23 protein-coding genes and 1 pseudogene are annotated in these 23,085 nt (G+C 69.8%); 20 read left to right on the top strand and 4 right to left on the bottom strand.

What is annotated here, in order from left to right; translation table 11 throughout:
• From ACXJKR_RS04825 to ACXJKR_RS04750, 16 genes and pseudogenes are all read left to right on the top strand, one after another.
• A pseudogene (locus tag ACXJKR_RS04825) lies at positions 1-507 on the top strand (glycosyltransferase family 2 protein); the annotation flags it as partial.
• A complete protein-coding gene (locus tag ACXJKR_RS04820; protein WP_457321192.1) occupies positions 504-1,445 on the top strand; it encodes an LpxL/LpxP family acyltransferase in 942 nt (313 codons plus the stop codon). The pseudogene ACXJKR_RS04825 and the gene ACXJKR_RS04820, both read left to right, overlap by 4 nt.
• Positions 1,432-2,970 carry an HAL/PAL/TAL family ammonia-lyase gene (locus ACXJKR_RS04815; RefSeq protein WP_457321190.1) on the top strand — a complete coding sequence of 513 codons (1,539 nt, stop codon included), beginning with the start codon at positions 1,432-1,434 and terminating at the stop codon, positions 2,968-2,970. Before ACXJKR_RS04820 ends, ACXJKR_RS04815 begins: the two co-directional genes overlap by 14 nt.
• Positions 2,957-3,388 (top strand): acyl-CoA thioesterase, encoded by a 432-nt coding sequence (locus ACXJKR_RS04810; RefSeq protein ID WP_457321188.1) that lies wholly within the window; start codon positions 2,957-2,959, stop codon positions 3,386-3,388. Before ACXJKR_RS04815 ends, ACXJKR_RS04810 begins: the two co-directional genes overlap by 14 nt.
• Entirely contained in the window at positions 3,385-3,972 is a 588-nt protein-coding gene (locus tag ACXJKR_RS04805) for a LolA family protein (RefSeq protein WP_457321186.1), read from the top strand. Before ACXJKR_RS04810 ends, ACXJKR_RS04805 begins: the two co-directional genes overlap by 4 nt.
• Positions 3,965-6,262 (top strand): MMPL family transporter, encoded by a 2,298-nt coding sequence (locus ACXJKR_RS04800; RefSeq protein ID WP_457321184.1) that lies wholly within the window; start codon positions 3,965-3,967, stop codon positions 6,260-6,262. Before ACXJKR_RS04805 ends, ACXJKR_RS04800 begins: the two co-directional genes overlap by 8 nt.
• The gene (locus tag ACXJKR_RS04795; RefSeq protein WP_457321182.1) at positions 6,243-7,475 is read left to right on the top strand and encodes an NAD(P)/FAD-dependent oxidoreductase; all 1,233 of its coding nucleotides are present in this window, start codon (positions 6,243-6,245) and stop codon (positions 7,473-7,475) included. The genes ACXJKR_RS04800 and ACXJKR_RS04795 overlap by 20 nt, the downstream gene beginning before the upstream one ends.
• Entirely contained in the window at positions 7,463-8,017 is a 555-nt protein-coding gene (locus ACXJKR_RS04790; protein WP_457321180.1) for a DUF3261 domain-containing protein, read from the top strand. Before ACXJKR_RS04795 ends, ACXJKR_RS04790 begins: the two co-directional genes overlap by 13 nt.
• Positions 8,017-9,189 (top strand): beta-ketoacyl-ACP synthase, encoded by a 1,173-nt coding sequence (locus ACXJKR_RS04785; RefSeq protein WP_457321179.1) that lies wholly within the window; start codon positions 8,017-8,019, stop codon positions 9,187-9,189. Before ACXJKR_RS04790 ends, ACXJKR_RS04785 begins: the two co-directional genes overlap by 1 nt.
• Entirely contained in the window at positions 9,179-9,643 is a 465-nt protein-coding gene (locus tag ACXJKR_RS04780) for an ApeP family dehydratase (RefSeq protein ID WP_457321177.1), read from the top strand. The genes ACXJKR_RS04785 and ACXJKR_RS04780 overlap by 11 nt, the downstream gene beginning before the upstream one ends.
• Entirely contained in the window at positions 9,640-10,374 is a 735-nt protein-coding gene (locus ACXJKR_RS04775; protein ID WP_457321175.1) for a 3-ketoacyl-ACP reductase FabG2, read from the top strand. The genes ACXJKR_RS04780 and ACXJKR_RS04775 overlap by 4 nt, the downstream gene beginning before the upstream one ends.
• Entirely contained in the window at positions 10,371-11,606 is a 1,236-nt protein-coding gene (locus tag ACXJKR_RS04770) for a beta-ketoacyl-ACP synthase (RefSeq protein ID WP_457321173.1), read from the top strand. Before ACXJKR_RS04775 ends, ACXJKR_RS04770 begins: the two co-directional genes overlap by 4 nt.
• 27 nt (positions 11,607-11,633) lie before the next feature.
• The gene (locus ACXJKR_RS04765) at positions 11,634-12,146 is read left to right on the top strand and encodes a hypothetical protein (RefSeq protein ID WP_457321171.1); all 513 of its coding nucleotides are present in this window, start codon (positions 11,634-11,636) and stop codon (positions 12,144-12,146) included.
• Between the two features lie 109 nt (positions 12,147-12,255).
• On the top strand, positions 12,256-12,675 hold the full coding sequence (locus ACXJKR_RS04760; RefSeq protein WP_457321194.1) for an excinuclease ATPase subunit: 420 nt from the start codon (positions 12,256-12,258) through the stop codon (positions 12,673-12,675).
• A 16-nt stretch (positions 12,676-12,691) separates the two neighbouring features.
• Positions 12,692-13,354 carry a 4'-phosphopantetheinyl transferase family protein gene (locus tag ACXJKR_RS04755; protein WP_457321170.1) on the top strand — a complete coding sequence of 221 codons (663 nt, stop codon included), beginning with the start codon at positions 12,692-12,694 and terminating at the stop codon, positions 13,352-13,354.
• Between the two features lie 34 nt (positions 13,355-13,388).
• The gene (locus ACXJKR_RS04750; RefSeq protein WP_457321168.1) at positions 13,389-14,294 is read left to right on the top strand and encodes a polysaccharide deacetylase family protein; all 906 of its coding nucleotides are present in this window, start codon (positions 13,389-13,391) and stop codon (positions 14,292-14,294) included.
• Here ACXJKR_RS04750 and ACXJKR_RS04745 read toward each other — a convergent pair whose 3' ends face one another.
• Positions 14,295-15,011: a class I SAM-dependent methyltransferase gene (locus ACXJKR_RS04745; RefSeq protein ID WP_457321166.1), complete on the bottom strand. Its 717-nt coding sequence runs from the start codon at positions 15,009-15,011 to the stop codon at positions 14,295-14,297. It lies immediately after the preceding gene.
• Positions 15,012-15,076: 65 nt separating this feature from the next.
• On the opposite strand from ACXJKR_RS04745, the gene ACXJKR_RS04740 reads away from it, so the two are divergent.
• On the top strand, positions 15,077-15,913 hold the full coding sequence (locus ACXJKR_RS04740; protein WP_457321164.1) for a D-hexose-6-phosphate mutarotase: 837 nt from the start codon (positions 15,077-15,079) through the stop codon (positions 15,911-15,913).
• 15 nt (positions 15,914-15,928) lie between these two features.
• Here ACXJKR_RS04740 and ACXJKR_RS04735 read toward each other — a convergent pair whose 3' ends face one another.
• From ACXJKR_RS04735 to ACXJKR_RS04725, 3 genes are read right to left on the bottom strand one after another with little or no spacing between them, the layout of a single operon-like run.
• Entirely contained in the window at positions 15,929-16,447 is a 519-nt protein-coding gene (locus tag ACXJKR_RS04735) for a TPM domain-containing protein (protein ID WP_457321163.1), read from the bottom strand.
• Positions 16,447-17,355: a TPM domain-containing protein gene (locus tag ACXJKR_RS04730; protein WP_457321161.1), complete on the bottom strand. Its 909-nt coding sequence runs from the start codon at positions 17,353-17,355 to the stop codon at positions 16,447-16,449. The genes ACXJKR_RS04735 and ACXJKR_RS04730 overlap by 1 nt, the downstream gene beginning before the upstream one ends.
• 7 nt (positions 17,356-17,362) lie before the next feature.
• Positions 17,363-17,980, bottom strand: a complete 618-nt coding sequence (locus tag ACXJKR_RS04725; RefSeq protein ID WP_457321159.1) for a LemA family protein — start codon at positions 17,978-17,980, stop codon at positions 17,363-17,365.
• Between the two features lie 95 nt (positions 17,981-18,075).
• On the opposite strand from ACXJKR_RS04725, the gene hemE reads away from it, so the two are divergent.
• The 3 genes from hemE to ACXJKR_RS04710 all read left to right on the top strand — a co-directional run bounded on the left by hemE (position 18,076) and on the right by ACXJKR_RS04710 (position 23,068).
• Complete coding sequence (hemE, locus tag ACXJKR_RS04720; RefSeq protein ID WP_457321157.1) at positions 18,076-19,155, top strand: uroporphyrinogen decarboxylase; 1,080 nt, start codon at positions 18,076-18,078, stop codon at positions 19,153-19,155.
• Positions 19,156-19,474: 319 nt separating this feature from the next.
• Positions 19,475-21,541 (top strand): primosomal protein N', encoded by a 2,067-nt coding sequence (locus ACXJKR_RS04715; RefSeq protein WP_457321155.1) that lies wholly within the window; start codon positions 19,475-19,477, stop codon positions 21,539-21,541.
• Positions 21,542-21,559: 18 nt separating this feature from the next.
• A complete protein-coding gene (locus tag ACXJKR_RS04710; protein WP_457321154.1) occupies positions 21,560-23,068 on the top strand; it encodes an alkaline phosphatase D family protein in 1,509 nt (502 codons plus the stop codon).
• Positions 23,069-23,085 lie beyond the last annotated feature (17 nt).

The raw sequence follows: 23,085 nt of genomic DNA, 5'->3' as shown, positions 1-23,085 counted from the left end.
GAGCAGGGCTACACCCATGGCCTGCAGATCGATGCCGACGGCCAGCATGACGCCTTCGATGCCTCGCGCTTCGTGGCCGCCGCCCAGGCGCACCCTGAGGCGCTGATCTGCGGCTGCCCCATCTACGACGCGTCCGTGCCGCGCGCGCGGCTGTACGGGCGCTATGCCACCCACATCTGGGTCTGGATCAACACGCTGAGCTTCTCGGTGCGCGACTCCATGTGCGGCTTTCGCATCTACCCGCTGGCCGCCACGCTGCCGCAGCTCGCGCATGCCTCCATGGGCCGGCGCATGGACTTCGACACCGAGATCGCCGTGCGCCTCGTGTGGGCCGGCGTGCCCGTCATCAACCAGCCCACGCGCGTGCACTATCCGGTCGGCGGCATCTCGCACTTCCGCGTCTGGCGCGACAACGTGCTGATCTCGGCCATGCACACGCGGCTCTTCTTCGGCATGCTGTGGCGCGCGCCGTTGCTGCTGGCGCGCAAGCTGCGGAGCAATCCATGACAGCGCGCGCCCAGCACTGGGCTTCGTTGGGTGAAACGACCTTCGTCAGCGGCATCTGGCTGCTGTACGGTGTGCACAAGCTCTTCGGCCGGCGCCTGGTGCGCTGGGCCATGTTCCCCGTCGTGCTGCTGCACTGGCTGACGCGGCCGGCCTTGCGCCGCTCGTCGCTGGACTACCTGCGCCATCTGCAYCGCGCCGAGCCGGGCGTGTTCCAGCGCGAACCCGACTGGCGCGAGGGCCTGCGCCACGTCGCCTGCTTTGCCGAGACCATGCTCGACAAGCTGCTGGCCATGGCCGGCCGCTACCCGGCCGAGTGCGTGCGCGAGCAGGACTTTTCCCTTGTCGACGCCATGGTGGCCCGGGGCCAGGGCGGCATCTTCATCACCGCGCACATGGGCTGCCTGGAGCTGTGCCGCATGGTGGGCCGGACCAAGCAGGACCTGAAGCTGACGGTACTGGTGCACACCCGCCACGCCCAGGCCTTCAACCGCATCCTCAAGCGCCTGGACCCGAGCTCCGCCGTCAACCTGCTGGAGGTTACCGACTTCGGGCCGGCCATGGCCATGCAGCTCAAGGAGCTGGTGGACGCCGGCGGCTGGATCGCCATTGCCGGCGACCGCGTGCCCATCCAATCCGCCCAGACCGTCAGCGTCGACTTCCTCGGCGCGCCGGCGCCGCTGCCGGTGGGCGCCTATGTGCTGGCCGGCGTGCTGCACTGCCCGCTGGTGCTGCTGACCTGCCTGCACCGGGGGGCCGGCTATGAGATCCGCTTCGAGGTGCTGACCGAGCACATCAGCCTGCCGCGCGCCGGGCGCCGCGAGGCTCTGGCCCAATACGCCCAGAGCTACGCACGGATCCTGCAGCGCCGCCTGCGCGAATCGCCCTATGACTGGTTCAACTTCTACGCTTTCTGGGACAGCCCGCATGCCGTTGCCTGAGATTGTTTTCGATGGCCGCCCGCTGAGCCTGGACGACATCGCCGCCATCTCCCGCCGCGAGGCCCGCGCGCGTCTGAGCACCGCGCCTGATTTCGTGCCCCACATCGACGCCGGCGCCGAGTTCATCGCCCGCCTGCTGGCTGAGGACGGCGTCGTCTACGGTGTCACCACCGGCTACGGCGACTCCTGCACCGTCAGCATCCCGCCGGCCCTGGTGGCCGAGCTGCCGCGCCACCTCTACACCTACCACGGCATCGGCGCAGGCCCCATGCTGGCGCCCGAGCAGGTGCGCGCCGTGCTGGCCGTGCGGCTGCAGTCGCTGGCGCAGGGCGTGTCGGGCGTGAGCTACGCCTTGCTGCAACAGTTGGCCGCCCTGATCGAGCACGACATCCTGCCCTTGATCCCCAGCGAAGGTTCGGTCGGCGCGAGCGGTGACCTTACGCCGCTGAGCTATGTCGCCGCCGTGCTGTGCGGCGAGCGCGAGGTGTGGTTCCAGGGCCGGCAGATGCCGGCGGCCGAGGCCCTTGCGGCCGTCGGCCTCAAGCCGCACACGCTGCGCCCCAAGGAAGGCCTGGCCATCATGAACGGCACGGCCGTCATGACGGCGCTGGCCTGCCTGGCCTTCCAGCGTGCCGAACGGCTGTCGCGCTTGGCCACGCGCATCACGGCGGCCAATGTCGTCGCCAGCGCGGGCAATGCCCACCACTTCGACGAGCGCCTGTTCGCCGTCAAGCCGCATGCCGGCCAGCAGCGCGTCGCCGCGCGGCTGCGCACCGACCTCGCCAGCGACCGCCCCAGCCGCAATGAGCAGCGCCTGCAGGACCGCTACTCGCTGCGCTGCGCGCCCCACGTCATCGGCGTGCTGGAAGACGCGCTGCCCTGGCTGCGCCAGCTCATCGAGAACGAGCTCAACAGCGCCAACGACAACCCGCTGGTGGACGCCGTCGAGGAGCGCGTGCTGCACGGCGGCCATTTCTACGGCGGCCACATCGCCATGGCCATGGACACGCTGAAGACGGCCGTCGCCAACGTCGCCGACCTGTTGGATCGCCAGCTCGCCCTGCTGGTGGACACGCGCTTCAACCATGGCCTGCCGTCGAATCTGAGCGGTGCCCTGGGCGAGCGCGCCGCCATCAACCATGGCCTGAAGGCGCTGCAGATCAGCGTCTCCGCCTGGACCGCCGAAGCCCTCAAGCAGACCATGCCGGCCTCGGTCTTCAGCCGCAGCACCGAGTGCCACAACCAGGACAAGGTCAGCATGGGCAGCATCGCGGCCCGCGACGCGCTGCGCGTGCTGGACCTGAGCGAGCAGGTCGTCGCCGGCCTGCTCATCAGCGCACGCCAGGGCCTGGGCCTGCGCCAGCGCCTGGGCGGCCTGCAGCTGAGCCCGTCGCTGTCGGCCTGGTACGAAGAGCTCTGTGCACGCCTGCCGCTGATCGACGAAGACCGCGCGTTGGATGTCGAGCTTCAGGCCCTGCTGCGCGACATCCGCGATCCCCACGGAGCCCTGCATGCTCCTGCGTGAAGACCCGCGCCTGGCCCACGAGATCGAGATCACGCCGGCCTTCCACGATCTCGACCCGATGGAGATCGTCTGGCACGGCCGCTATGTGCAATACCTGGAGCAGGCGCGTTGCGCGCTGCTGCAGCGCTTCAACTACGACTACCCGCAGATGCGCGCCAGCGGCTATGCCTGGCCCATCATCCATCTGCAGCTGAAATACGTGCGCCCGGCCGAATACGGCATGCGCCTGGGCGTGCGCGCCTGCATCACCGAGTGGGAGCACCGCCTGCGCATCGACTACACGGTGCGCGACATCGCTACCAACGCGCGTCTGACCAAGGCCCACACGCTGATGGTGGCCGTGGACATGCGCAACAAGGAAATGCAGTTCGCCAGCCCGCCCATCCTGTTTGAACGTCTGGGCATTCCGCTGCCATGAAGCGCCGTCTCTTCCTTCTTGCCGCATGCCCGTTGCCCGCGCTGGCCGACACCATCGCCCAGGTTCAGCAGCGCCTCGTCAGCACGCCGGTGCAGCGCGGTGGCTTCCAGCAGGACAAGCAGCTTGCCGGCTTCGCCAAGCCGCTGAAGAGCCAGGGTGACTACCTGTTGGTGCGCGGCAAGGGCCTGATCTGGCGCACGACGGCGCCGTTCGCCAGCCAGCTGGTGCTGACGCGCGACCGCATCGCCGGTGGTGGCGGCCTGCAGCTGGATGCCAGCAAGGAGCCCGGCATCCGCGTCGTGACCCAGCTGATGCTGTCGCTGCTGGACGGCGACCTCGGCGCGCTGCAGCAGGCCTTCGAGGTGCAGGCCAGCCTGGTGGGTGACAAGGGCTGGCGCGCCGTGCTGAGGCCGAAGGCCGCGGCACTGGCCCAGCTCTTCGCCCGCATCGAGCTGGAGGGCGACCGCCAGCTGCGTCGCATCGTCATGACCGAGGCCCAGGGCGACACGACGACGTTGCGCTTCGACGAGCAGACGCACGAGCCCGCCGCCCCCAGCGCCGACGAGGCCAAGCAGCTTGGCTGACCGGCCCAGCCGCTTGGCGCCCTGGGCCTGGGCGCTCGCGCTGCTGCTGATGGCCGCGGGCCTGGCCCTGGCTGCGTACAAGGGCCGTGTGCGCATCAACACCGATGTGCTGGCCATGCTGCCCAAGGACGAGCGCCGGCCCGAGGTCGAGCAGGCGATGACCGCCCTGGCCAAGGCAGGGGAGGGCCGCGTCATCGTCATGCTGCGCGCGCCCAAGGGCAGCGAAGCGGCGATGGATCGCTTCATCGCCAAGCTGCAAGCGGAGGCGCCCGGCATCAAGCTGCGCCACCGCGTCTCCGACGCCCAGCAGGCCGACTGGCTGAGCTTCTTCGCCCCGCAACGCGGCGCGCTGCTGACCGACGCCCAGCGCCAGTCCCTGCAGACCGCCCCTTCGGAAGCGCTGGCTCAACAGGCGCTGACCAGCCTGATGCAGCCCATGGGCCTGCCGCGCGTGGGCCGCTGGATCGACGATCCCTTCAACACCCTCGGGGCATGGCTCGCCGAGCGTGCCCAGGGCAGCAAGGTGCGCGCCCTCGATGGCCGGCTGCGCCTGGCCGATGCCCAGGGCGACTGGATGCTGGCGTTGATCGACAGCGGCGCCAGCGCCTTCGCGCTGAGCGACAACGAGCGCATCGCCGAAGCCCTCGCCCATGCCCGTGCCGCCGTACCCGAGGCCCAGGTGCTCGCGGCCGGCGTGCCCCTGCACGCGCATGCCGCGGCCGCGCAGGCCCAGCGCGAAATGCATCTCATCGGCGTGGGGTCGCTCGTGGGCGTGTTTGCTTTGAGCTGGTTTGCCTTCGCCCGCATCCGGCCGCGCCTGCTGGTGCTGCTGTCGGTGGGCAGCGGCCTGCTGGTAGCCGTGGCGGCGACGCTGGCCGTCTTTGGCGAGCTGCACCTCATCACGCTGGTGTTCGGCGCCAGCCTCGTCGGCGTGGCGGAGAACTACGCCAGCAGCCACTACAGCAGCCGCATCGCCCAGCCGCCGGCGCAGCGCTTCGCCTTGATGCGCGAGCAGCTGCCGACCATGGTGCTGGCCCTCAGCACGACGCTGGCCGGCTATGCCCTGCTCGCGACGACGCCTTTCCCCGGCCTGCAGCAGGTCGCGCTGTTCTCGGCCGCCGGCCTGACGGCCGCCTTTGTCAGCACCTGGCTGTGGTTCCCGCATCTGGACGCCGGCCCCGTGCCCGTGCGGCCGCTGACGCGCGCGTTGGGCCGCGCCTGGCAGCGCTGGCCGCAGCTGACCTGGCGCAGCGGCCTGATCGGCGGCGTTGTCATCGCCGCTCTGTTGGCTGCTGCCGCCTGGCGCGGCCAGGCCAACGACGACATCCGCCTGCTGCAGAACACGCCGCCCGCGCTGATGCAGGAGCAGATCGACATCGGCCGGCGGCTGGACCTGCCCAGCCCGGCGCAGTTCTATCTGCTCACTGCGGGCAGCGAGGCCGTGCTTCTGGAGCGCGAGGAAGCTCTCAAGGCCAAGCTCGCCAGCACGCCCGGTATCGCCGGCTGGCAGGCCGTTTCCGACTGGGTGCCTTCGCCGGCCCGTCAGGCCGGCGATGCGGCCCTGGTGCAGCGCCGTTGGGCCGAGGTGTCGCTGCTGGTGGCCGAGCAACTGGGTCAGCCCCTGCCCCAGCGCGATGCCGTCGCGGCGCCGGTGCTGACGGTGGAGGCCTGGCGCACCGCCCCTGTCAGCGAGGCGGCGCGCCACCAGTGGCTGGGCCGCGATGCCGACGGCCGCTGGCACAGCGTGCTGATGCTGCGCGGCGTGTCGCGCGAGGTGCTGCCGCAACTAGCGGCACTCGCCGATGGCACGACGGTGCGCTGGGTCGACAAGGTGGCCGATGTGTCCGAGCTGCTGGCCCGCCAACGCATCCGCATGCTCGGCGTGCTGGTCATCGCCGTGGCGGCCGTCGCCGCCTTGCTGGCCTGGCGCCTCGGCGCTGCCTGGTGGCGGGCCCTGGTGCCCACCCTGCTGGCCGGCAGCCTGGCACTGGCTGCGACGGCCCTGGCCGGCCAGCCCTGGCAGCTCTTCCACGTGCTGGCCCTGCTGCTGCTGCTCGGCGTGGGGGTGGACTACGGCATCTTCCTGCTCGCCCAGCCCAGTCGGCGCGACCTGCGCGGCTTCGTCTCCATCACACTCGCGGCCGCCAGCACCTGGCTGTCCTTCGGGTTGTTGGCCCTGTCCGGCACGCCGGCATTGCGGGCCTTCGGCCTGACCCTGGGACTGGGAATTGCCCTGGCCTGGTTCCTCACCCCTTTCTTCGTCAACGACCATGACCCTCGAAACGACTGACGTCTGCATCATCGGCGCAGGCCCTGCAGGCGCCGTCGCTGCGGCCCTGCTGCGCCGCCAGGGCCTGGCCGTGACCGTGCTGGAGCGCCAGCTCTTTCCACGCTTCTCCATCGGTGAGAGCCTGCTGCCACAGTCCATGGCCTATATCGAGAAGGCGGGGCTGCTGCAGGACGTCGTCGAGGCCGGCTTCCAGTTCAAGAACGGCGCGGCCTTCTGCCGCGGCCCCAAGCGCACCGCTTTCGACTTCCGCGACAAGTTCACGCCCGGTTGGGGCACGACCTACCAGGTGCAGCGCGCCCATTTCGACCAGGTGCTGGCCAATGGCGCCGCCAAGGCCGGCGCCGATGTGCGCTACCGCCACGAGGTGACGGCTGTGCGCGTCGCGGCAGGTCAACGCCCGCAGATCGACGTGCAGCCGCTGGACGGCGGCGCGGCCTACACCGTCGAAGCCGGCCATCTGCTGGACGCCAGCGGCTTCGGCCGCACGCTGCCGCGCCTGCTGGACCTGGAGACGCCCTCGGCCTTCCCCGTGCGCGCCGCCACCTTCACGCATGTGCAGGACCGCATCAGCGACCCGACGTTTGACCGCACCAAGATCCTCGTCACCGTGCATCCGGACGACGTGGACGTGTGGTTCTGGACCATCCCCTTCAGCAACGGCCGCTGCTCGCTGGGCGTCGTCGCGCGGGCCGAGTACTTCGACCGCTTCCCCGAGGACGCGACGGAGCGACTGAAGGCCGTCGTCGCCGAGACACCCTCGCTGGCCGCGCTGCTGAAGGACGCCGTCTGGGACACGCCGGCCAACCGGCTGCAGGGTTATGCGGCCAACGTGAAGTCGCTGTGGGGCCCGGGCTTCGCGCTGCTGGGCAATGCGGGCGAGTTCCTGGACCCGGTGTTCTCCAGCGGCGTGACCATCGCCGTGAAGTCCGCCGACCTGGCCGTGRCGGCGCTGCTGCGTGAACGCGCCGGCGAAGCGGTGGACTGGGAGAAGGACTACGCCAAGCCGCTGCGCGCCGGCGTGGACGCCTTCCGTGCCTTTGTGGAGAGCTGGTACCGCGGCGGCTTCCAGGACGTCATCTTCCACCAGGACCAGAACCCCGACATCCGCCGCATGATCTCGTCCATCCTGGCCGGCTATGCCTGGGACCTGACCAACCCCTACGTCGCGCATCCCGAGCGCATGCGCACGCTGGAGCAGTTGTGCGCCCCCTGATCCTGTTCGCTGCGCTGTTGCTGTCAGCCTGCCAGACGCTGCCGCCACCGGCCGCGCTGCCGCCACTGCAACTGGCGCCGGCCGCTTTCGGTGCCGAACTGTCGCTGGCCCAGCGGCTGACGGTGACAGACGCGCCCGACGACCCCAACGGCGCCGTCACCGAGCGCCAGCTCGACACGCTGCTGCAGGTCGACGCCCGGCAGCTGCAGCTCGCCGGTCTCGCCTTCGGCCAGCGCGTGCTGACCATGCATTGGGACGGCCGCGAGTTGAAGGTGCAGCGCCACCCCATGCTGCCCGCGGCGGTCGACCCGGCGCGCGTGCTGCGTGACATCGCCCTGGTCTTCGCGCCGCTGCCCGCACTGCAGGCCGCGCTGCCCACGGGTTGGACGCTGGACGAGAGCGGCAACGCGCGCACGCTGCGCCAGGGCGGAGAGGTGCGCCTCACGGTGCGTTATCTGGACGGCCGCGCGCGCGTGGAAATCGACAATCGTGCCGAGCATTACCAACTGCGCATCGAATCGCGCTCCATGGAGGGGGGCTGATGAATGTCTATCTGAACGCCCTCGGCGTCGTCTGCGCCGCCGGCCATGACGCCGCCACGCTGGCTGAGTCGCTGTGGGCCACCACGCCCAGTGGCGTCGAGCCCGAGGCCTGGCGCGGCCGCACCCTGCACCTGGGCCGTGTGCGCCAGCCCCTGCCTCTGCCTGACGCTAACGCCCAGCGCAGCCGCAACAACGCGTTGCTGCTGACGGCGCTGCAACCCATCCGCGCCGCGGTGGATGCTTCCATCGAACGCTTCGGCCCGTTGCGCGTGGCCATCGTGCTGGGCACCAGCACCTCGGGCGTCGGCGAGAGCGAAGCCGCCTGGGCCCACCACCGCGAGCACGGCGAACTGCCGGCCTGGCACGACGTGCGCCAGCAGGAGATCGGCTCCGGCGCCGCGCTGCTGGCTGAAGAGCTTGGCACGCTGGGCCCCGCCTATGTCATCTCCACGGCCTGCTCGTCCAGCAGCAAGGCCCTGGCCAGCGCCGCGCGGCTGCTGCAGGCGGGCATGGCGGACGCCGTCGTCTGCGGCGGTGCCGACAGCCTGTGCGACTTCACCGTCGCCGGCTTTGCCTCGCTCGAAGCCGTCAGCGACGTGCGCTGCAACCCCATGGGCGCGCAGCGCTGCGGCATCAACATCGGCGAGGCCGGCGCGCTCTTCCTGATGACGCGCGAAAAAGGCGCCGGCCCCGCCGTGCGCCTGGCCGGCTGGGGCGAAACCAGCGACGCCCACCACATCTCCGCGCCCGAGCCCAGCGGGCGCGGCGCCGAGGCCGCGATGCGCGCAGCGCTGGACATGGCGGGCCTGGCGCCCGCCGACATCGGTTACCTCAACCTGCATGGCACGGCCACGCCGCACAACGATGCGATGGAGAGCGAAGCGGTGGCCCGCGTCTTCGGGCTGGATGTGCCCTGCAGCTCCACCAAGCCGCTGACCGGCCATACGCTGGGTGCTGCCGGCGCGCTGGAGGCGGCGATCAGTTGGCTGACGCTGCTGGGCGACGGCGCCCTGCCGGCCCACCATTTCGATGGCGAGCGCGACGCGGCCCTGCCCGCCATCCGCCTGGTTTCACCGGGCGAGCGCCTGGCTGCCGCGCCGCGCGCCGTGTTGTCCAATTCCTTTGCGTTTGGCGGCAGCAACGCCGCCCTGGTGTTGACCCGTGAAGACTGAACCCGCCATCGCCGACCTCGTGCCGCACCGCGGCGCGATGAGCTGGCTCGACCGCGTCATCGAGGCCGATGCCGAGTCGCTGCTGGCCGAGGCCACCGTGCGCGCCGACCATCTGCTGGTGCAGGGTGGCCAGCTCAGCGCATCGGCCGGCGTCGAATACATGGCCCAGGCGGCCGCCGCATGGGCCGGCTATCAACGCCACCTCCATGCCGATGAAGGCGGGGCCGCCCGCATCGGCTTCCTGCTCGGCACGCGCCGCTACCAGTGCAGCCGCGCGGCCTTCGTCGTCGGCGATGTGCTGCGCGTGCAGGTGCAGCGCCTCTTCCAGGCCGACAACGGCCTGGGCCAGTTTGAGTGCGTCATCAGCATCGATGGCGCCGAGGTGGCGCGCGCCAGTCTCAATGTCTTCGGGCCCGACGACCCGGAGGCTTTCCTGAACGGACAGACCCCATGAGTACTCCCCATACCGTGCTGGTGACCGGCTCCAGCCGCGGCATCGGCCGCGCCATCGCGCTGCGGCTGGCGCGCGACGGCTACGACGTCGTCATCCATTGCCGCAGCCGCCGCGACGAGGCCGAGGCCGTGGCCCAGGCCGCCCGCGAACTCGGCCGCAACGCCCGTGTGCTCGCCTTCGACGTGGCCGACCGCGCTGCCACCGCCGCCGCGCTGGAGGCCGACGTGGAGGCCCATGGCTGCTATTACGGCGTCGTCTGCAATGCCGGCATTGCCCGCGACGGCGCCTTCCCGGCGTTGACCGGTGAGGACTGGGACGCCGTCATCCACACCAACCTCGACGCCTTCTACAACGTGCTGCAGCCGCTGACCATGCCGCTGGTGCGCCGCCGCAAGCCCGGCCGCATCGTCACGCTGGCCTCGGTCTCGGGCCTGATGGGCAACCGCGGGCAGGTCAACTACAGTGCCGCCAAGGCCGGCATCATCGGCGCTAGCAAGGCGCTGGCCGTCGAGCTGGCCAGCCGCAAGATCACGGTCAACTGCGTGGCACCGGGCCTCATCGAGACGGACATGATCGACGCCGAAGTGCTGGAGCACGCGCTGAAGTTGATCCCGGCGCAGCGCGTCGGCCAGCCCGAGGAGGTGGCGGCCCTGGTGGCCTTCTTGATGAGCGAGGACGCGGCCTACATCACGCGTCAAGTGATTTCCGTGAATGGGGGGATGGTCGGGTGAGCAACAAGAGAGTCGTCATCACCGGCATCGGCGCGTTGTCGCCGCTCGGGCATGACGTGGAGACCGTCATGGACAGCCTGCGCGCCGAGACCAACAAGGTCCAGCGCATGGCCGACTGGGCCGATTACGAGGGCCTGAACACGCAGGTCGGGGTGCCCTGCGCACCCTTCGAGCTGCCGGCCGACCGCTACAACCGCAAGACCATGCGCAGCATGGGCCGCGTGGCCCAGATGGCCACGCGCTCGGCCGAGCTGGCGCTGGAGCAGGCCGGCCTCATCGGCGACCCGCTGCTGACCAGCGGCCGCATGGGCGTGAGCTTCGGCAGCTCCAGCGGCACACCCAGCGCCATCGGCGACTTCGGCCGCATGATGACGGTCAAGAGCATCGAGGGCATCAACGCCAACACCTACGTGAAGATGATGTCGCACACTGCGACCGTCAACATCGCGGTGTTCTTCGGCATCACCGGCCGCATCATCACGACGAGCAGCGCCTGCACCTCGGGCAGCCAGGGCCTGGGCTATGCCTACGAGGCCATCCAGAGCGGCCGCCAGGTCGCCATGCTGGCCGGCGGCGCCGAGGAACTGGACCCGACCCAGGCGGCGGTGTTCGACACGCTGTTCGCGACCAGCACCAGGTACAACGACCAGCCGCGCCTGACGCCGCGCCCCTTCGACGCCGACCGCGACGGCCTGGTGCTGGGCGAGGGCGCCTGCACCTTCGTGCTGGAGGAGTACGAGCACGCCAAGGCGCGCGGCGCCAAGATGCTGGGCGAGATCGTCGGCTACGGCACCAACTGCGACGGCACCCACGTCACGCAGCCACAGTCCTCCACCATGGCCCAGGCCATGCGCCTGGCGCTGGAAGATGCCGGCCTGCCCGCCACTGCCATCCCCTACGTCAACGCCCATGGCACCAGCACCGACCAGGGCGACGTGGCCGAGAGCCAGGGCACGCAAAGCATCTTTGGCACCGGTGTGGCGATCTCGTCGCTGAAGAGCTATATGGGCCATACCCTGGGCGCCTGCGGTGCACTGGAGGCCTGGATGACGCTGGAGATGATGAACGCCGACTGGTTCGCGCCCACCATCAACCTCAAGCGCGTCGACCCGCGCTGCGGCGACCTCGACTACGTGCTCAGCGGCGGCCGCGTGCTGCAGACCGAGTTCGCGATGACGAACAATTTCGCCTTCGGCGGCATCAACACTTCGTTGATCCTGCGCCGCCTTTGATTTCGACAACCCGCCTGGGAGGGCCTGATGAAGCAGAGCGTTCTGACCATTGCATTGATTTTGGCAAGTGCTGCGGCGCAAGCCGGTTCGCCGGAACAGGAGTTGGCTGACGGCAAGCGGATCGCCGCCAGCTTGTCGCAGGAAGGTCGAGACCTCTGCGTCTTCGACAACGGTGCGCCGTCCGACATGCCGCACCAGAAACTGCAACAGCTCAAGGTCGCCAAGGGCACCTATGGCGGCGTCAAGGAGTTGCTGCCGGCCCTGGTGCAGCAGGCCCTGGTGAACAAGGCCGATGCCCTCGTGGACTACAACAGTTCGCAGCGTTTTGGCTTCTGGCCTTGGCGCGTCGTGCGCCCGGTGGTCACGGCAACCGCCATCCGCTGGAACGAGGCGCCTCGCAAGTCCTGCGAGGCCATGGGTGGCGTGCGCATGGAGGTCATCCTGACGACCAACAAGAGCCCCGAGGCGCTGGCGCAGGGCGTCGCGCCTCAGGCGCCCGCCGCCGTCACGGCCGATCAGGCGGCATCCGCGCCGCAGTGATCGCAGGGCTGCACGGCGCATTTGCCGGCTTCCGCCTACCTGTGCGGCGCCCTTGATACGGCATCATCGAAAGCCCCGTTCAAGGAGCGTGCTCATGAAGTTTCGTCTTGTGGTCTTGGCCGCCGCTGCGTTGCTGTCGGCGCCAGCCTTCGCGCGCGATACCGTGCTGCATATCCCGCTGGCCGATGTGCTGGAACTGCCCGAGGCCAAGGAAAAACTGGACCCGGCGTTCAAGTTCTATTTGGCCGGTCAAGCGACGCCGAAGGTCAGCAGACGCCTCGCGACCTACGTGGCCAATCCGAAGACCAACGGCTTCGGCAAGGCGGACGACTATGGTTGCAAATGGGCCGCATTGAGTGCGCTGATCGATCTGCAGGATGGCGCCAAGCGCCACGGCGCCAATGCCGTGGTCGACATCGTCAGCTACTACCGGAAGGTGGAGTACAAGAGTGCGACCGATTTCGAGTGCCATGCCGGTGCCTTCGTCATTGGCGTCGCTTTGCGCGGCACTTTGGCCAAGGTTGAGTGACTGACCACGGCTCGCGGTGACCCTGCTCTGCCTGCTGGCCGCCGAGCCTGAGCTGCGGGTCGGCATGCCGTCACCGGGCGCCTGGCTGACGCCCTCCGAGCAGGCTCGCCTGCAGTCGCTGGGCACCGAGGCCCGGCGCGACACCTTCCTGGCCGGCCGCTGGCTGGCGCGCCGCGCGGTGCAGCGCTGGCTGGGCTCGGATGAGCCGCCTGCACTGGAGGTGGCCAGCAGCGGTGCCTGCCGCGTGGTGGGCCGTGGTGATGTGTTCGTGTCCATCAGCCACGGCGCCGGCACAGTCGCCTGCGCCGCGGCCGGGGTGCCGATCGGCATCGATGTGGAAAGCCTGGCCCGGCCGCGCGACCACCTGGCCCTGGCCGAGACGGTGCACAGCCCCGCGCAACGCGCCGACCTGGCCGCCTTGCCGGTCGAGGCGCGCGCGCAGGTCTTTCTGCAGGCCTGGACGCTCAAGGAGGCCTGGCTCAAGGCGCGCGAACAGGGTCTGGACTTTGCGCTGATGCGGGCGCTGGACTTCAGCGACGACCCCGAGGGCGACGTGGCCGTCACGACCATCGGCGCTGTGGTGCTGGCTGTGGCCTGCAATCCCAAGTTGCCTGTGCGCATCGAAGGCCCCATGAATGCAGTGTGGCGCCGCTGCCGGGCGCGCAGGGCCGGCGAATAAACTGCTGGCCCCACGAAAGCAGTACGGAGGCAGGATGGCGCGATGGCGCTTCGCAGCGGCATTTGCAAGCCTGGCGTTGGTCGTCGCGACCCATGCCGCGGCCGACCCGTCGYCGCTGGCCGAGCATGTGTCGGTGAGCGCGCCGGTGCCCATCCGCCTGTTACTGACTTTCGACGACGRCCCGAGCGCGCGGGAGACCGACAACCCGACGGTCCAAATCCTCGACGGCCTCGCGCGCAATGCCATCCAGCCGGGCATCAAGGCGCTGTTCTTCGTGCAGACGGGCGCCGTGAACGGTGGTGCCACGCCGCGCGGCCAGGCGCTGATGCGCCGCACGCTGGCGGAGGGCCATGTGCTGGGTTTTCACACCGCGACGCCCGGCCACACCAGCCACACCAAGCTGAGTGATGAGCTGCTCGAAGGCAGCCTCAGCCAGGGCTTGGCGGCGCATATGGAATTGGCCGGCCGCCCCCCGGTGCTGGTGCGCCCGCCGCATTGGGCCTACGACGCGCGCACCTTCGCGGCCTATCAGCGCCATGGGCTCAGCGTCGTGATGACGGACCTGTCCGCCAACGACGGCAAGATCCCCTGGCCCAATGCCAGCCTGCGCCGGCGCTCGCATTTCGAGCACCAGATGCGCGAGCTGCGCCGGCGGATCACCGAGCTGCCGCTGGTGGACGGCGTGCGGCCGGTGGTCGTGACCTTCCACGATGCCAACCCCTTCACCGGCAGCCATGTCGACGAGTATCTGCAGATCCTCGTCGATGGCGCCAACAAGGCCGGGCTTGTGTTGGCCGATCCGCCGTTCTACGACTCGGCCGAATCCTTGGAAGCCGCTGCGCGGGCGCGGGCGCTGACCGACCCGAGCGTGCAGATCCGCATCCCGGGCTTCTGGACTTCGCTGCTGGCCTGGATCCTGCCCGAGCCTCCGCTGGACTGATCAGCCGGGCTTGCGAGCGACGGCGTTCAGCAGCGTTTCCTCGCGATTTTTCGGCTGGCCCAAGCCCAGCCATTCGCGCGCACCCAGGTCGCTGCGGCTCCACCACAGATAGGGCGTGCTGATGCGGTCCGCGTCCACCTGGAAGCCGGCCTCGCGCACCAGGGCGATGAACTCGTCCGCCGTGCGCTGCACATGCATGGGGTGGCGGAACAGCAGCCGGATGATCCAGCTGTGGATGTAGGCGCGCGTGCTCTCGGCCAGCAGCAGCAGGCCGCCGGGCTTAAGCACGCGAAACGCCTCGGCCAGGGCCGCTTTCTGGTCGACGATGTGGTGCAGGGTCTGGTGGCACAGCACGATGTCCACCGACGCGTCCGGCAGCGGAATGCGCTCGGCATGCGCCGCGTGCAGGGTGACGGGCACGGGGCAGGCTTTCACCATCGCGGCGCAGCGGGCCTCGAAGTCCGGCTCGGGGTCGAGTGCATGGATCTGGGCCGGCGCAAAGCGTGCCGCCATCTCCGGCAGGGAGTGGCCCTGGCCAGTACCGATGTCCAGCATCACGCCGCCGCGCGGCGCGTCCGGCGCCATGCGCTGCAGGTCGCTGAGCGCACGGCCCAGCACGTGCACGCGCCAGGTCGCGGTGGACAGGAACCACAGGCCGAAGCGGGTCTCGGGCACGAAGGCCAGTTTCTGGGAGGGGCGGGCGCTGGCTGTGTTCATGGGCGGCGGCCCCGAAAAAACAAGTCGGCGATGATAGAGCTTTGCCCCTTCGCGCCCCGCCTGCCATGAGCTCCGAACCGTCCAGTTTCACCCTGCAAAGCCCCGATGGCGCGAGCGCCCAGTTCAGCTTGCACGGCGGCCACCTGCTGTCGTGGCGCCCACCCGGTGCCGGTGAGCAGCTCTATCTGTCGCCGCGCAGCGAATTCACGCCAGGCAAGGCCATCCGCGGCGGCGTGCCGGTGTGTTTCCCGCAGTTTGCCGAGCGCGGGCCGCTGCCCAAGCATGGCTTTGCGCGCACGCTGCCGTGGGAGCTGGTCCAGCAGCAGCAGGGCAAGGACGATGCGCTCGCCGTCATGCGCCTGCGCGACAGTGACGCGACGCGTGCGATCTGGCCGCATGCCTTCGAGCTGGAGTTGAGCGTGCGCGTCGGCGGCCGCAGCCTCGACATCGAACTCGCCTGCGAGAACCTCGGCGACGCACCGCTGCAGTTCACAGCGGCGCTGCATACCTATTTGCGCGTGGCCGATCTGGACGCCGTCAGCGTCGAAGGGCTGGCCGGCCTGCGCTATTTCGACAGCATCAAGCAGGCCGAGGCGTTGCAGCGCATGGATCTGCTGCTGACCGGCGAAAAGGGCGTGCTGGACCTGGACCGCATCTATTTCGGTGTCAAGGACCGTCCGCTGCTGGTGACCGAGGACCGCCGCCAGGTGGCCGTCCGCCAGCAGGGCTTTGAGGATGCCGTGGTCTGGAACCCCGGCCCCGAGCGCTGCGCCAAGCTGGCCGACATGCCGCCCGAAGGCTGGTCGGAGATGCTGTGCGTGGAGGCGGCATGCGTCGGTCGCCCCATCGAGCTGCAAGCCGGCGATACCTGGGTCGGCCGGCAGAGCCTGGCCTTGCTGTAGCCAGGCGCGGGCCGCTCAGCCCAGCAGCGGCTCGTCCGGCAGTTCGTTCAGGCGCGGCGTGGCGGCGCTCGCGTCACGCGGGAAGTGCGCCACCAGCAGCGCGTCCACGGCCGCGATGGCGTCGACCAGGCCCGGCTCGAAGCGGCCGGCGCGGAAGGCCTCGCTCATGGCCTGGACCAGCTGCTGCCAGTGACCGGCGCCCACGCGGCGCGCCAGCGCGCGGTCGGCGACGATCTCGATGCGGTGCTCGGCCAGCAGCAGGTAGATCAGCACGCCGTTGTTGTGCTCCGTGTCCCACACGCCCAGCTTGGCGAACATCGTGACGGCCCGTTCGCGCGCCGGCGCGTCGCGCCAGAGGTAGCTCAGTGGCAGGCTGGCTTCGACGCAGACGCGGATCTCGCCGCTGTGGCGCTGCTCGCTGTCGGCCACGCGCTGCTGAAGCCGCACCAGCGCCTCGGGTGGCAGCACGCGGCGGGCATCGTCCTCGTCCCAGAGGCGATGGCGGATGAAGCGCTGGAGTGACAGGCGCGCCATCACCAGTCTCCCGAGGCGCCACCGCCGCCGAAGTTGCCGCCCCCGCCGGAAGAGAAGCCGCCGCCCCCACCGAAGCCACCACCCCCGCCACCACCCCCGCCGAAGATGATGGGYGGGATCAGCATGCCGCCGCGGCGGCCGCTGAGTCCGGCAAGGCCGGAACTTCGTCGAGCGGCGCCGATGCCGAACAGGCCCACGAGCACCAGGGCCGCGACCGCGGCTATGCCGGCCACGACGAGGCCGCCGCCAAAGGCCCAACCCGCCGCGCCGGCGGCGCCTGCCGTGGCCAGGCTGCCCAGCTTGCGGCCGAACAGGCCGGTCAGCAGCATGCCGACAACCGGCACGCCGATAAAGAAGAGCATGCCGAGGTCCTGGAAACCAAAGCCCTCGTTGTCACCGGCGTGCGGCGCGGAAGCGGGGGTTGGCAGGCCTTCGCCGTTGATGCGCGCCTGCAGTTTCTCGATGGCCGCCTGCAGGCCACCGGCGTAGTCGCCATTGCGGAAGGCCGGCTTCATGGCCGTGTCGATGATCTGCCGCGCGGCCAGGTCGGGCACCGCGCCTTCGAGGGCCTTGGCCACCTCGATGCGCATCTTGCGGTCGTTCTTGGCGACGACGATCAGCAGCCCGTCACCCACTTCGCGGCGGCCGATCTTCCACTGGTCGGCGACGCGCTGGGCATAGGCGGCGATGTCCTCGGGCGCGGTCGTCGGCACCATCAGCACCACGATCTGCGGCCCCGACGCGCGCTCGTAGGCGGCCAGCCGGTCTTCGAGTGCCTGGCGCTGCGTGGCGTCGAGCGTGGCGGTCTGGTCGATGACGCGGGCATTCAGTCCCGGCACAGGCTGCACGCCCTGGGCCTGGACCCACGGCGCCGCCAACAGCAGCAGCAAGGCAGTCAGCCAGCGCATCGCGCGGCTACTTCGACGCGGCCGGTGCCACCGGCCTGGCCGTCGTGCCGAAGTCCACCGTCGGCGCCGTCGTGATGGCCGCCTCGTTCTGCACGGTGAAGTTGGGCTTGGCCTTGTAGCCGAACAGCATGGCCGTCAGGTTGTTCGGGAAGCTGCGCGTGTGGACGTTGTAGCTGGCCACTGTCTGGATGTAGCGGTTGCGCGCCACGGTGATGCGGTTCTCGGTGCCTTCGAGCTGCACGCGCAGATCCTGGAAGCCCTGGTTGGCCTTCAGGTTGGGATAGTTCTCGGTGACCACCAGCAGCCGGGACAGCGCGCTGCTCAGCTCACCCTGTGCGGCCTGGAACTTCTTCAACGCCTCGGGGTCGTTGACCAGCTCCGGCGTGGCCTGCACGCTGGTCGCGCGGGCGCGCGCCTCGACGACGCGGGTCAGCGTCTCCTGCTCGAAACTGGCCTCACCCTTGACCGTGTTGACGATGTTGGGAATGAGGTCGGCCCGGCGCTGGTACTGGCTCAGCACCTCGGCCCAGCTGGCGCTGACCTGCTCGTCAAGGGTCTGGAACTGGTTGTAGCCGCAGCCCGACAGGCTGGCGGCGGCCGCCACGGTGACGAGGATTCGGATCATGGACGCATCTCGCTGCTGGGAGGATGGCAGACAAGGGCAAACGACGCTCCCGCGACGCGCCGGATCGTGCCGGGGCCAGCAGGGATAATTTGGTCATGTTCGCCCCCCTGCAAAACGACACCTTCCTGCGCGCCTGCCTGCGCCAGCCCACCGAGCACACGCCCATCTGGCTGATGCGCCAGGCGGGCCGCTACCTGCCCGAGTACCGCGCCACGCGCGAGAAGGCCGGCAGCTTTATGGGCCTGGCCACCAACCGCGACTACGCCACCGAGGTGACGTTGCAGCCGCTGGAGCGTTTCCCGCTGGACGCCGCCATCCTGTTCAGCGACATCCTGACGGTGCCCGACGCGATGGGCCTGGGCCTGTCCTTCCAGCAGGGCGAGGGCCCGAAATTCGCAAGGCAGGTCCGCGACGAGGCCGCGGTGGCAGCGCTGGAAGTACCCGACATGGACAAGCTGCGCTATGTCTTCGACGCCGTCACATCCATCCGCGAGGCCTTGAACGGCCGCGTGCCGCTGATCGGCTTCTCCGGAAGCCCCTGGACCCTGGCCTGCTACATGGTGGAAGGCGGGGGCTCCGACGACTACCGCCTCGTCAAGAGCCTGATGTATTCGCGCCCCGACCTGATGCACCGCATCCTGGACGTGAACGCCCGCTCGGTGGCCGCCTATCTGAACGCCCAGATCGAAGCCGGTGCCCAGGCCGTCATGCTGTTCGACTCCTGGGGCGGCGTGCTGGCCGACGGCGCCTTCCAGCAGTTCAGCCTGGCCTATTCGCGCCAGGTGCTGAGCCAGGTGAAGACCGAGCACGGTGGCGTGCGCATTCCTCGGCTGCTGTTCACCAAGGGCGGCGGCCTGTGGCTGGACGAGATTGCCGACGCCGGCGCCGACGTCGTCGGCCTGGACTGGACGATGAACCTTGGCGCCGCCCGTGCCCGCGTGGGCGATCGGGTCGCGCTGCAGGGCAACCTCGACCCCAATGTGCTGTTCGCGCCACCCGAAACCGTACGTGCTCAGGCCCGGGCCGTGCTGGACAGCTTCGGCAAGCCCGCCGCCGGCCACGGCCATGTCTTCAACCTTGGCCATGGCATCAGCCAGTTCACACCGCCCGAGAGCGTGGAAGCCTTGGTGGACGAGGTTCACCAGCATTCGCGCCGCCTGCGAACTGCAGCCTGACAGGGCCGTCAAATCTGCAGTTCCGCGATGACTTATCCCCAAAATTCGGGAGGCGAGGGCGGCGGACTGTCGTTGGTGCGGCGCACCTAAGAGTTTTCCCGAATTCGTGCTAAGTGCTTGATTTTCAAGGCAGCACTCAAATGGCGCCGACGAACGGATTTGGGGCGGTTCGTCCCGCTCTGGCGCTCTATCGGCCCGCACGGGGCGATTTGCTCACAAACTTATCCACAGAAATTGTGGGCAACCCAAGAGCCTTTAAGAATCATGTACTTGCAGCCACTTGCTGAGCCACTGCTTCACAAGAAGCGCGGAGCTGCGCATGGCTGAAGCTGAAGGCCCTGCAACGGTGCGCGTGGCGGTCGACGCCCCTCAGCACAGCGGCTTGAATGGCCCGCTTGACTACGCGAGTGAGCAGGCGCTCGCATCAGGCACTTTGGTGCGGGTGCCGCTGGGCAAGCGTGAACTGCTGGGCATCGTCTGGCCGGGCGACGAAACCATGGCGCCAGACGTCACCCTGCGGCCGGTGGCCGCCGTTTTTGACGCGTTGACGCCGCTGGGCGCCGACTGGTGCCGGCTGCTGGATTTCGCCGCCGGCTATTACCAGCGCAGCGTAGGCGAACTGGCCAGCGCGGTGCTGCCGCCGCAGTTGCGTGAACTTTCGCCTGATCAGTTGGCTGCGCGTTTGCGCAAGCTGGACCGCAAGGTCGCCAAGGCGGTCGCCGTGCCGGAACCGGTCCGGCCCGAGCTGGCGCCGGAGCAGGCCGAGGCCGTCACCCGCATCACGGCCCAGATCGACGGCGGCGAGCGCAAGCCGCTGCTGCTGTTCGGCGTGACCGGCAGCGGCAAGACCGAGGTCTATCTGCGCGCCGCCGAAGCCGCGCTGGCGGCGGGCCGCCAGGTGCTGGTGCTGGTGCCCGAGATCAACCTGACGCCGCAACTGGAGGCCCGCTTTACCGAACGCTTCGCGGCGCTGCTGCCTCAGCCCCTGGCCATCGTGTCGCTGCACAGCGCGCTGACGCCGGCCCAGCGCCTGCAGAACTGGCTGGCCGCCCACCTCGGCCGCGCGCGGCTGGTGCTGGGCACGCGGCTGGCGGTATTCGCGTCGCTGCCCGAGCTGGGGCTGATCGTCGTCGACGAGGAACACGATCCCTCCTACAAGCAGCAGGACGGCGCCCGCTACTCGGCGCGCGACCTGGCCATCTGGCGCGCGCATGACCTCAAGGTGCCTGTCGTGCTCGGCTCGGCCACGCCGTCGCTGGAGAGCTGGCAGCACGCCGAAAGCGGCCGCTATGAGCGCCTGACGCTGGCCGCCCGCATCGGCGGCGGCGCGCTGCCCCGCGTCAGGCTCTTCGACATGAAGGCCTTGCCGCCCACCGCTGGCGTGACGACCGCGCTGACCGCGCCGCTGCTGGCCGAACTGAAGGCACGACTGGAGCGCGGCGAGCAAAGCCTCGTCTTCCTGAACCGCCGCGGCTATGCACCGGTGCTGCATTGCGGCGAATGCCAGTGGAAGAGCGACTGCCCCCACTGCAGCGCCTGGCGCGTCTTCCACAAGCGCGACCGCACGCTGCGCTGCCACCACTGCGGCTTCACGGAGCGCGTGCCAAGCGCCTGCCCGAACTGCGGCAACCACGACATCGCCCCCATCGGCCGCGGCACTGAGAAGCTGGAGGAGCAACTCGGCGAGGCCTTGCCCGGCGCGCGCGTGCTGCGCATCGATGCCGACTCGACGCGCCGCAAGGGCGAGTTGGAAGCGCAACTGCAGGCCGTGCATGACGGTGACGTTGACATCCTCGTCGGCACGCAGATGGTCACCAAGGGGCACGACTTCCGGCGCATCCGCTTCGTCGCCGCGGTGAACCCGGATGGGGCTCTCTTCAGCAGCGACTTCCGCGCRCCGGAGCGCCTGTTCGCGTTGCTGATGCAGGCGGGCGGCCGTGCGGGTCGTGATGCATCTGGCGAGACGCCGGCCGAGATGTGGGTGCAGACCTGGCACCGCGACCATGCCCTCTACCAGGCGCTGGCACGCCACGACTATGTGCGCTTCGCCAGCGACCAACTGGCCGAGCGCCGCTCCGCCAGCCTGCCGCCGTTTGCCCACCTGGCGCTGCTGCGCGCTGAGGCGCGCACGGTGGAGGCGGCCAAGGCCTTCCTGACGGCCGCCGCGGAGCTGATGCATGACGACGGCGTGCTGGTCTACCCGCCGGTGCCGCACGCGGTGGCCCGCGTGGCGGACGTGGAGCGCATGCAGATGCTGGTGGAGGCCACGCAGCGCGCACGGCTGCAGGCCTTCCTGCGCGGCTGGGTGCCGGAGCTGATCGCGCTCAAGCGCGAGCACAAGGCCGTGCTGCGCTGGGCCGTGGACGTGGATCCTTTGGCGATCTAACCAAGCCAGAATGCGGCGATGGACACCCATCGCCGCCACCTGCTGCAGCTGTCCCTGGCCGCCGGCCTCGCGCCCGGCTTATTGCGCCATGCGCGAGCGGACGTGGCGCCGCGCTTCGCGCTGGGCATCGCATCCGGTCACCCGACGCCTGACGGCATGGTGCTGTGGACCCGGCTGACCGGCGCTGACCTGCCGGCGCGCGTCGAGGTGCGCTGGGAGGTTGCGGAGGATGAAGCCTTTCAGCGCCGCGTCGCCTCGGGCACCGAGATCGCTGAAGGCGCCTGGGCGCACAGCGTGCACGCCGAGCCCGCAGGGCTCAAGCCCGGCCGCTGGTACTGGTACCGCTTCGAAGCCCTGGGCCAGCGCAGCCCGGCAGGCCGCACGCGCACCACGCCGGCCGCGGACGCACTGGAGCCGCTGCGCTTTGCCATCGCCAGCTGCCAGCGCTGGGACCACGGCTTCTTCGCCGCCTGGCGCCACATGCTGGCCGAGGAGCTGGACCTGGTCATGTTCCTGGGCGACTACATCTATGAATACGGCGCGGCACCGGGCCGCGTGCGGGCCGTGGAAGGCGGTGCTGCCGTGACGCTGGACCAGTACCGCGGCCGCTACGCGCAGTACAAGTCCGACCCCGCGCTGCAGGCCATGCATGCCGCCGTGCCCTGGCTGTACGTGTGGGACGACCACGAGGTCGAGAACGATTACGCCGGGCTGCGCGGCGAGAAGATCGCGCAGGACTTCCCGGCGCGCCGGGCCGCCGCCTACCAGGCCTGCTGGGAGCACCAGCCCCTGCCCAAGGCCTGGCGCCCGCGCGGTGTGGAGATGCGCATGCATGGCCGCCACACCTGGGGGCGGCTGGCCGTCATCCATGCGCTGGACGACCGCCAGTACCGCGACCCGCAGCTGTGCACCAAGGCCGGCAGATACGGCAGCAACACGCTGCCGCTGCGTGAGTGCCCGGAGCTGCTGGACCCGAAACGCACGCTGCTGGGCGCGGCCCAGGAACGCTGGCTGGCCGAGGGCTGGGACACCACGCCGGGCCGCTGGAATCTCGTCGCACAGCAGACGTTGATGGCGCGCATGAACTGGAACGCGACTGAGCCCACTTACTGGACCGACGGCTGGGATGGCTACGCGCCGGCCCGCAACCGGCTGCTGGCGACCGTGCGCGAACGCCAGGTGCCCAACGTCGTCGTGCTGGGCGGCGACGTGCATTCGCACATCGTGGCAGACCTGAAGGCCGACTTCGACGACCCCGACTCGCCCGTCGTCGCCAGCGAGTTCTGCGGCAGTTCCATCACCAGTTGGGGTGGCAAGCAGCAGCGGTTGGACGAGGTGTTGCCGCACAACCCGCACCTGCACTACGGCCGCAGCGACCAGCGTGGCTACATGGCCTTCGTGGTCGACAAGGCGGGGCTGCGGGCGGCGGTTCGGTCGCTGGACGATGCCCTGCGGCCTGACAGCGCCATCCGGACGGTGGCACGTTTCGCCGTGCAAGACGGCCGAGCCGGCGTGCAGCCCGCCTGACGGCAGCGGCTCAGCGC

The sequence above is a fragment of the Roseateles sp. P5_E11 genome, assembly GCF_054049355.1.
Note: the sequence above shows the minus strand (reverse complement) of the source record. Positions and strands in the feature narration are given on the sequence as shown.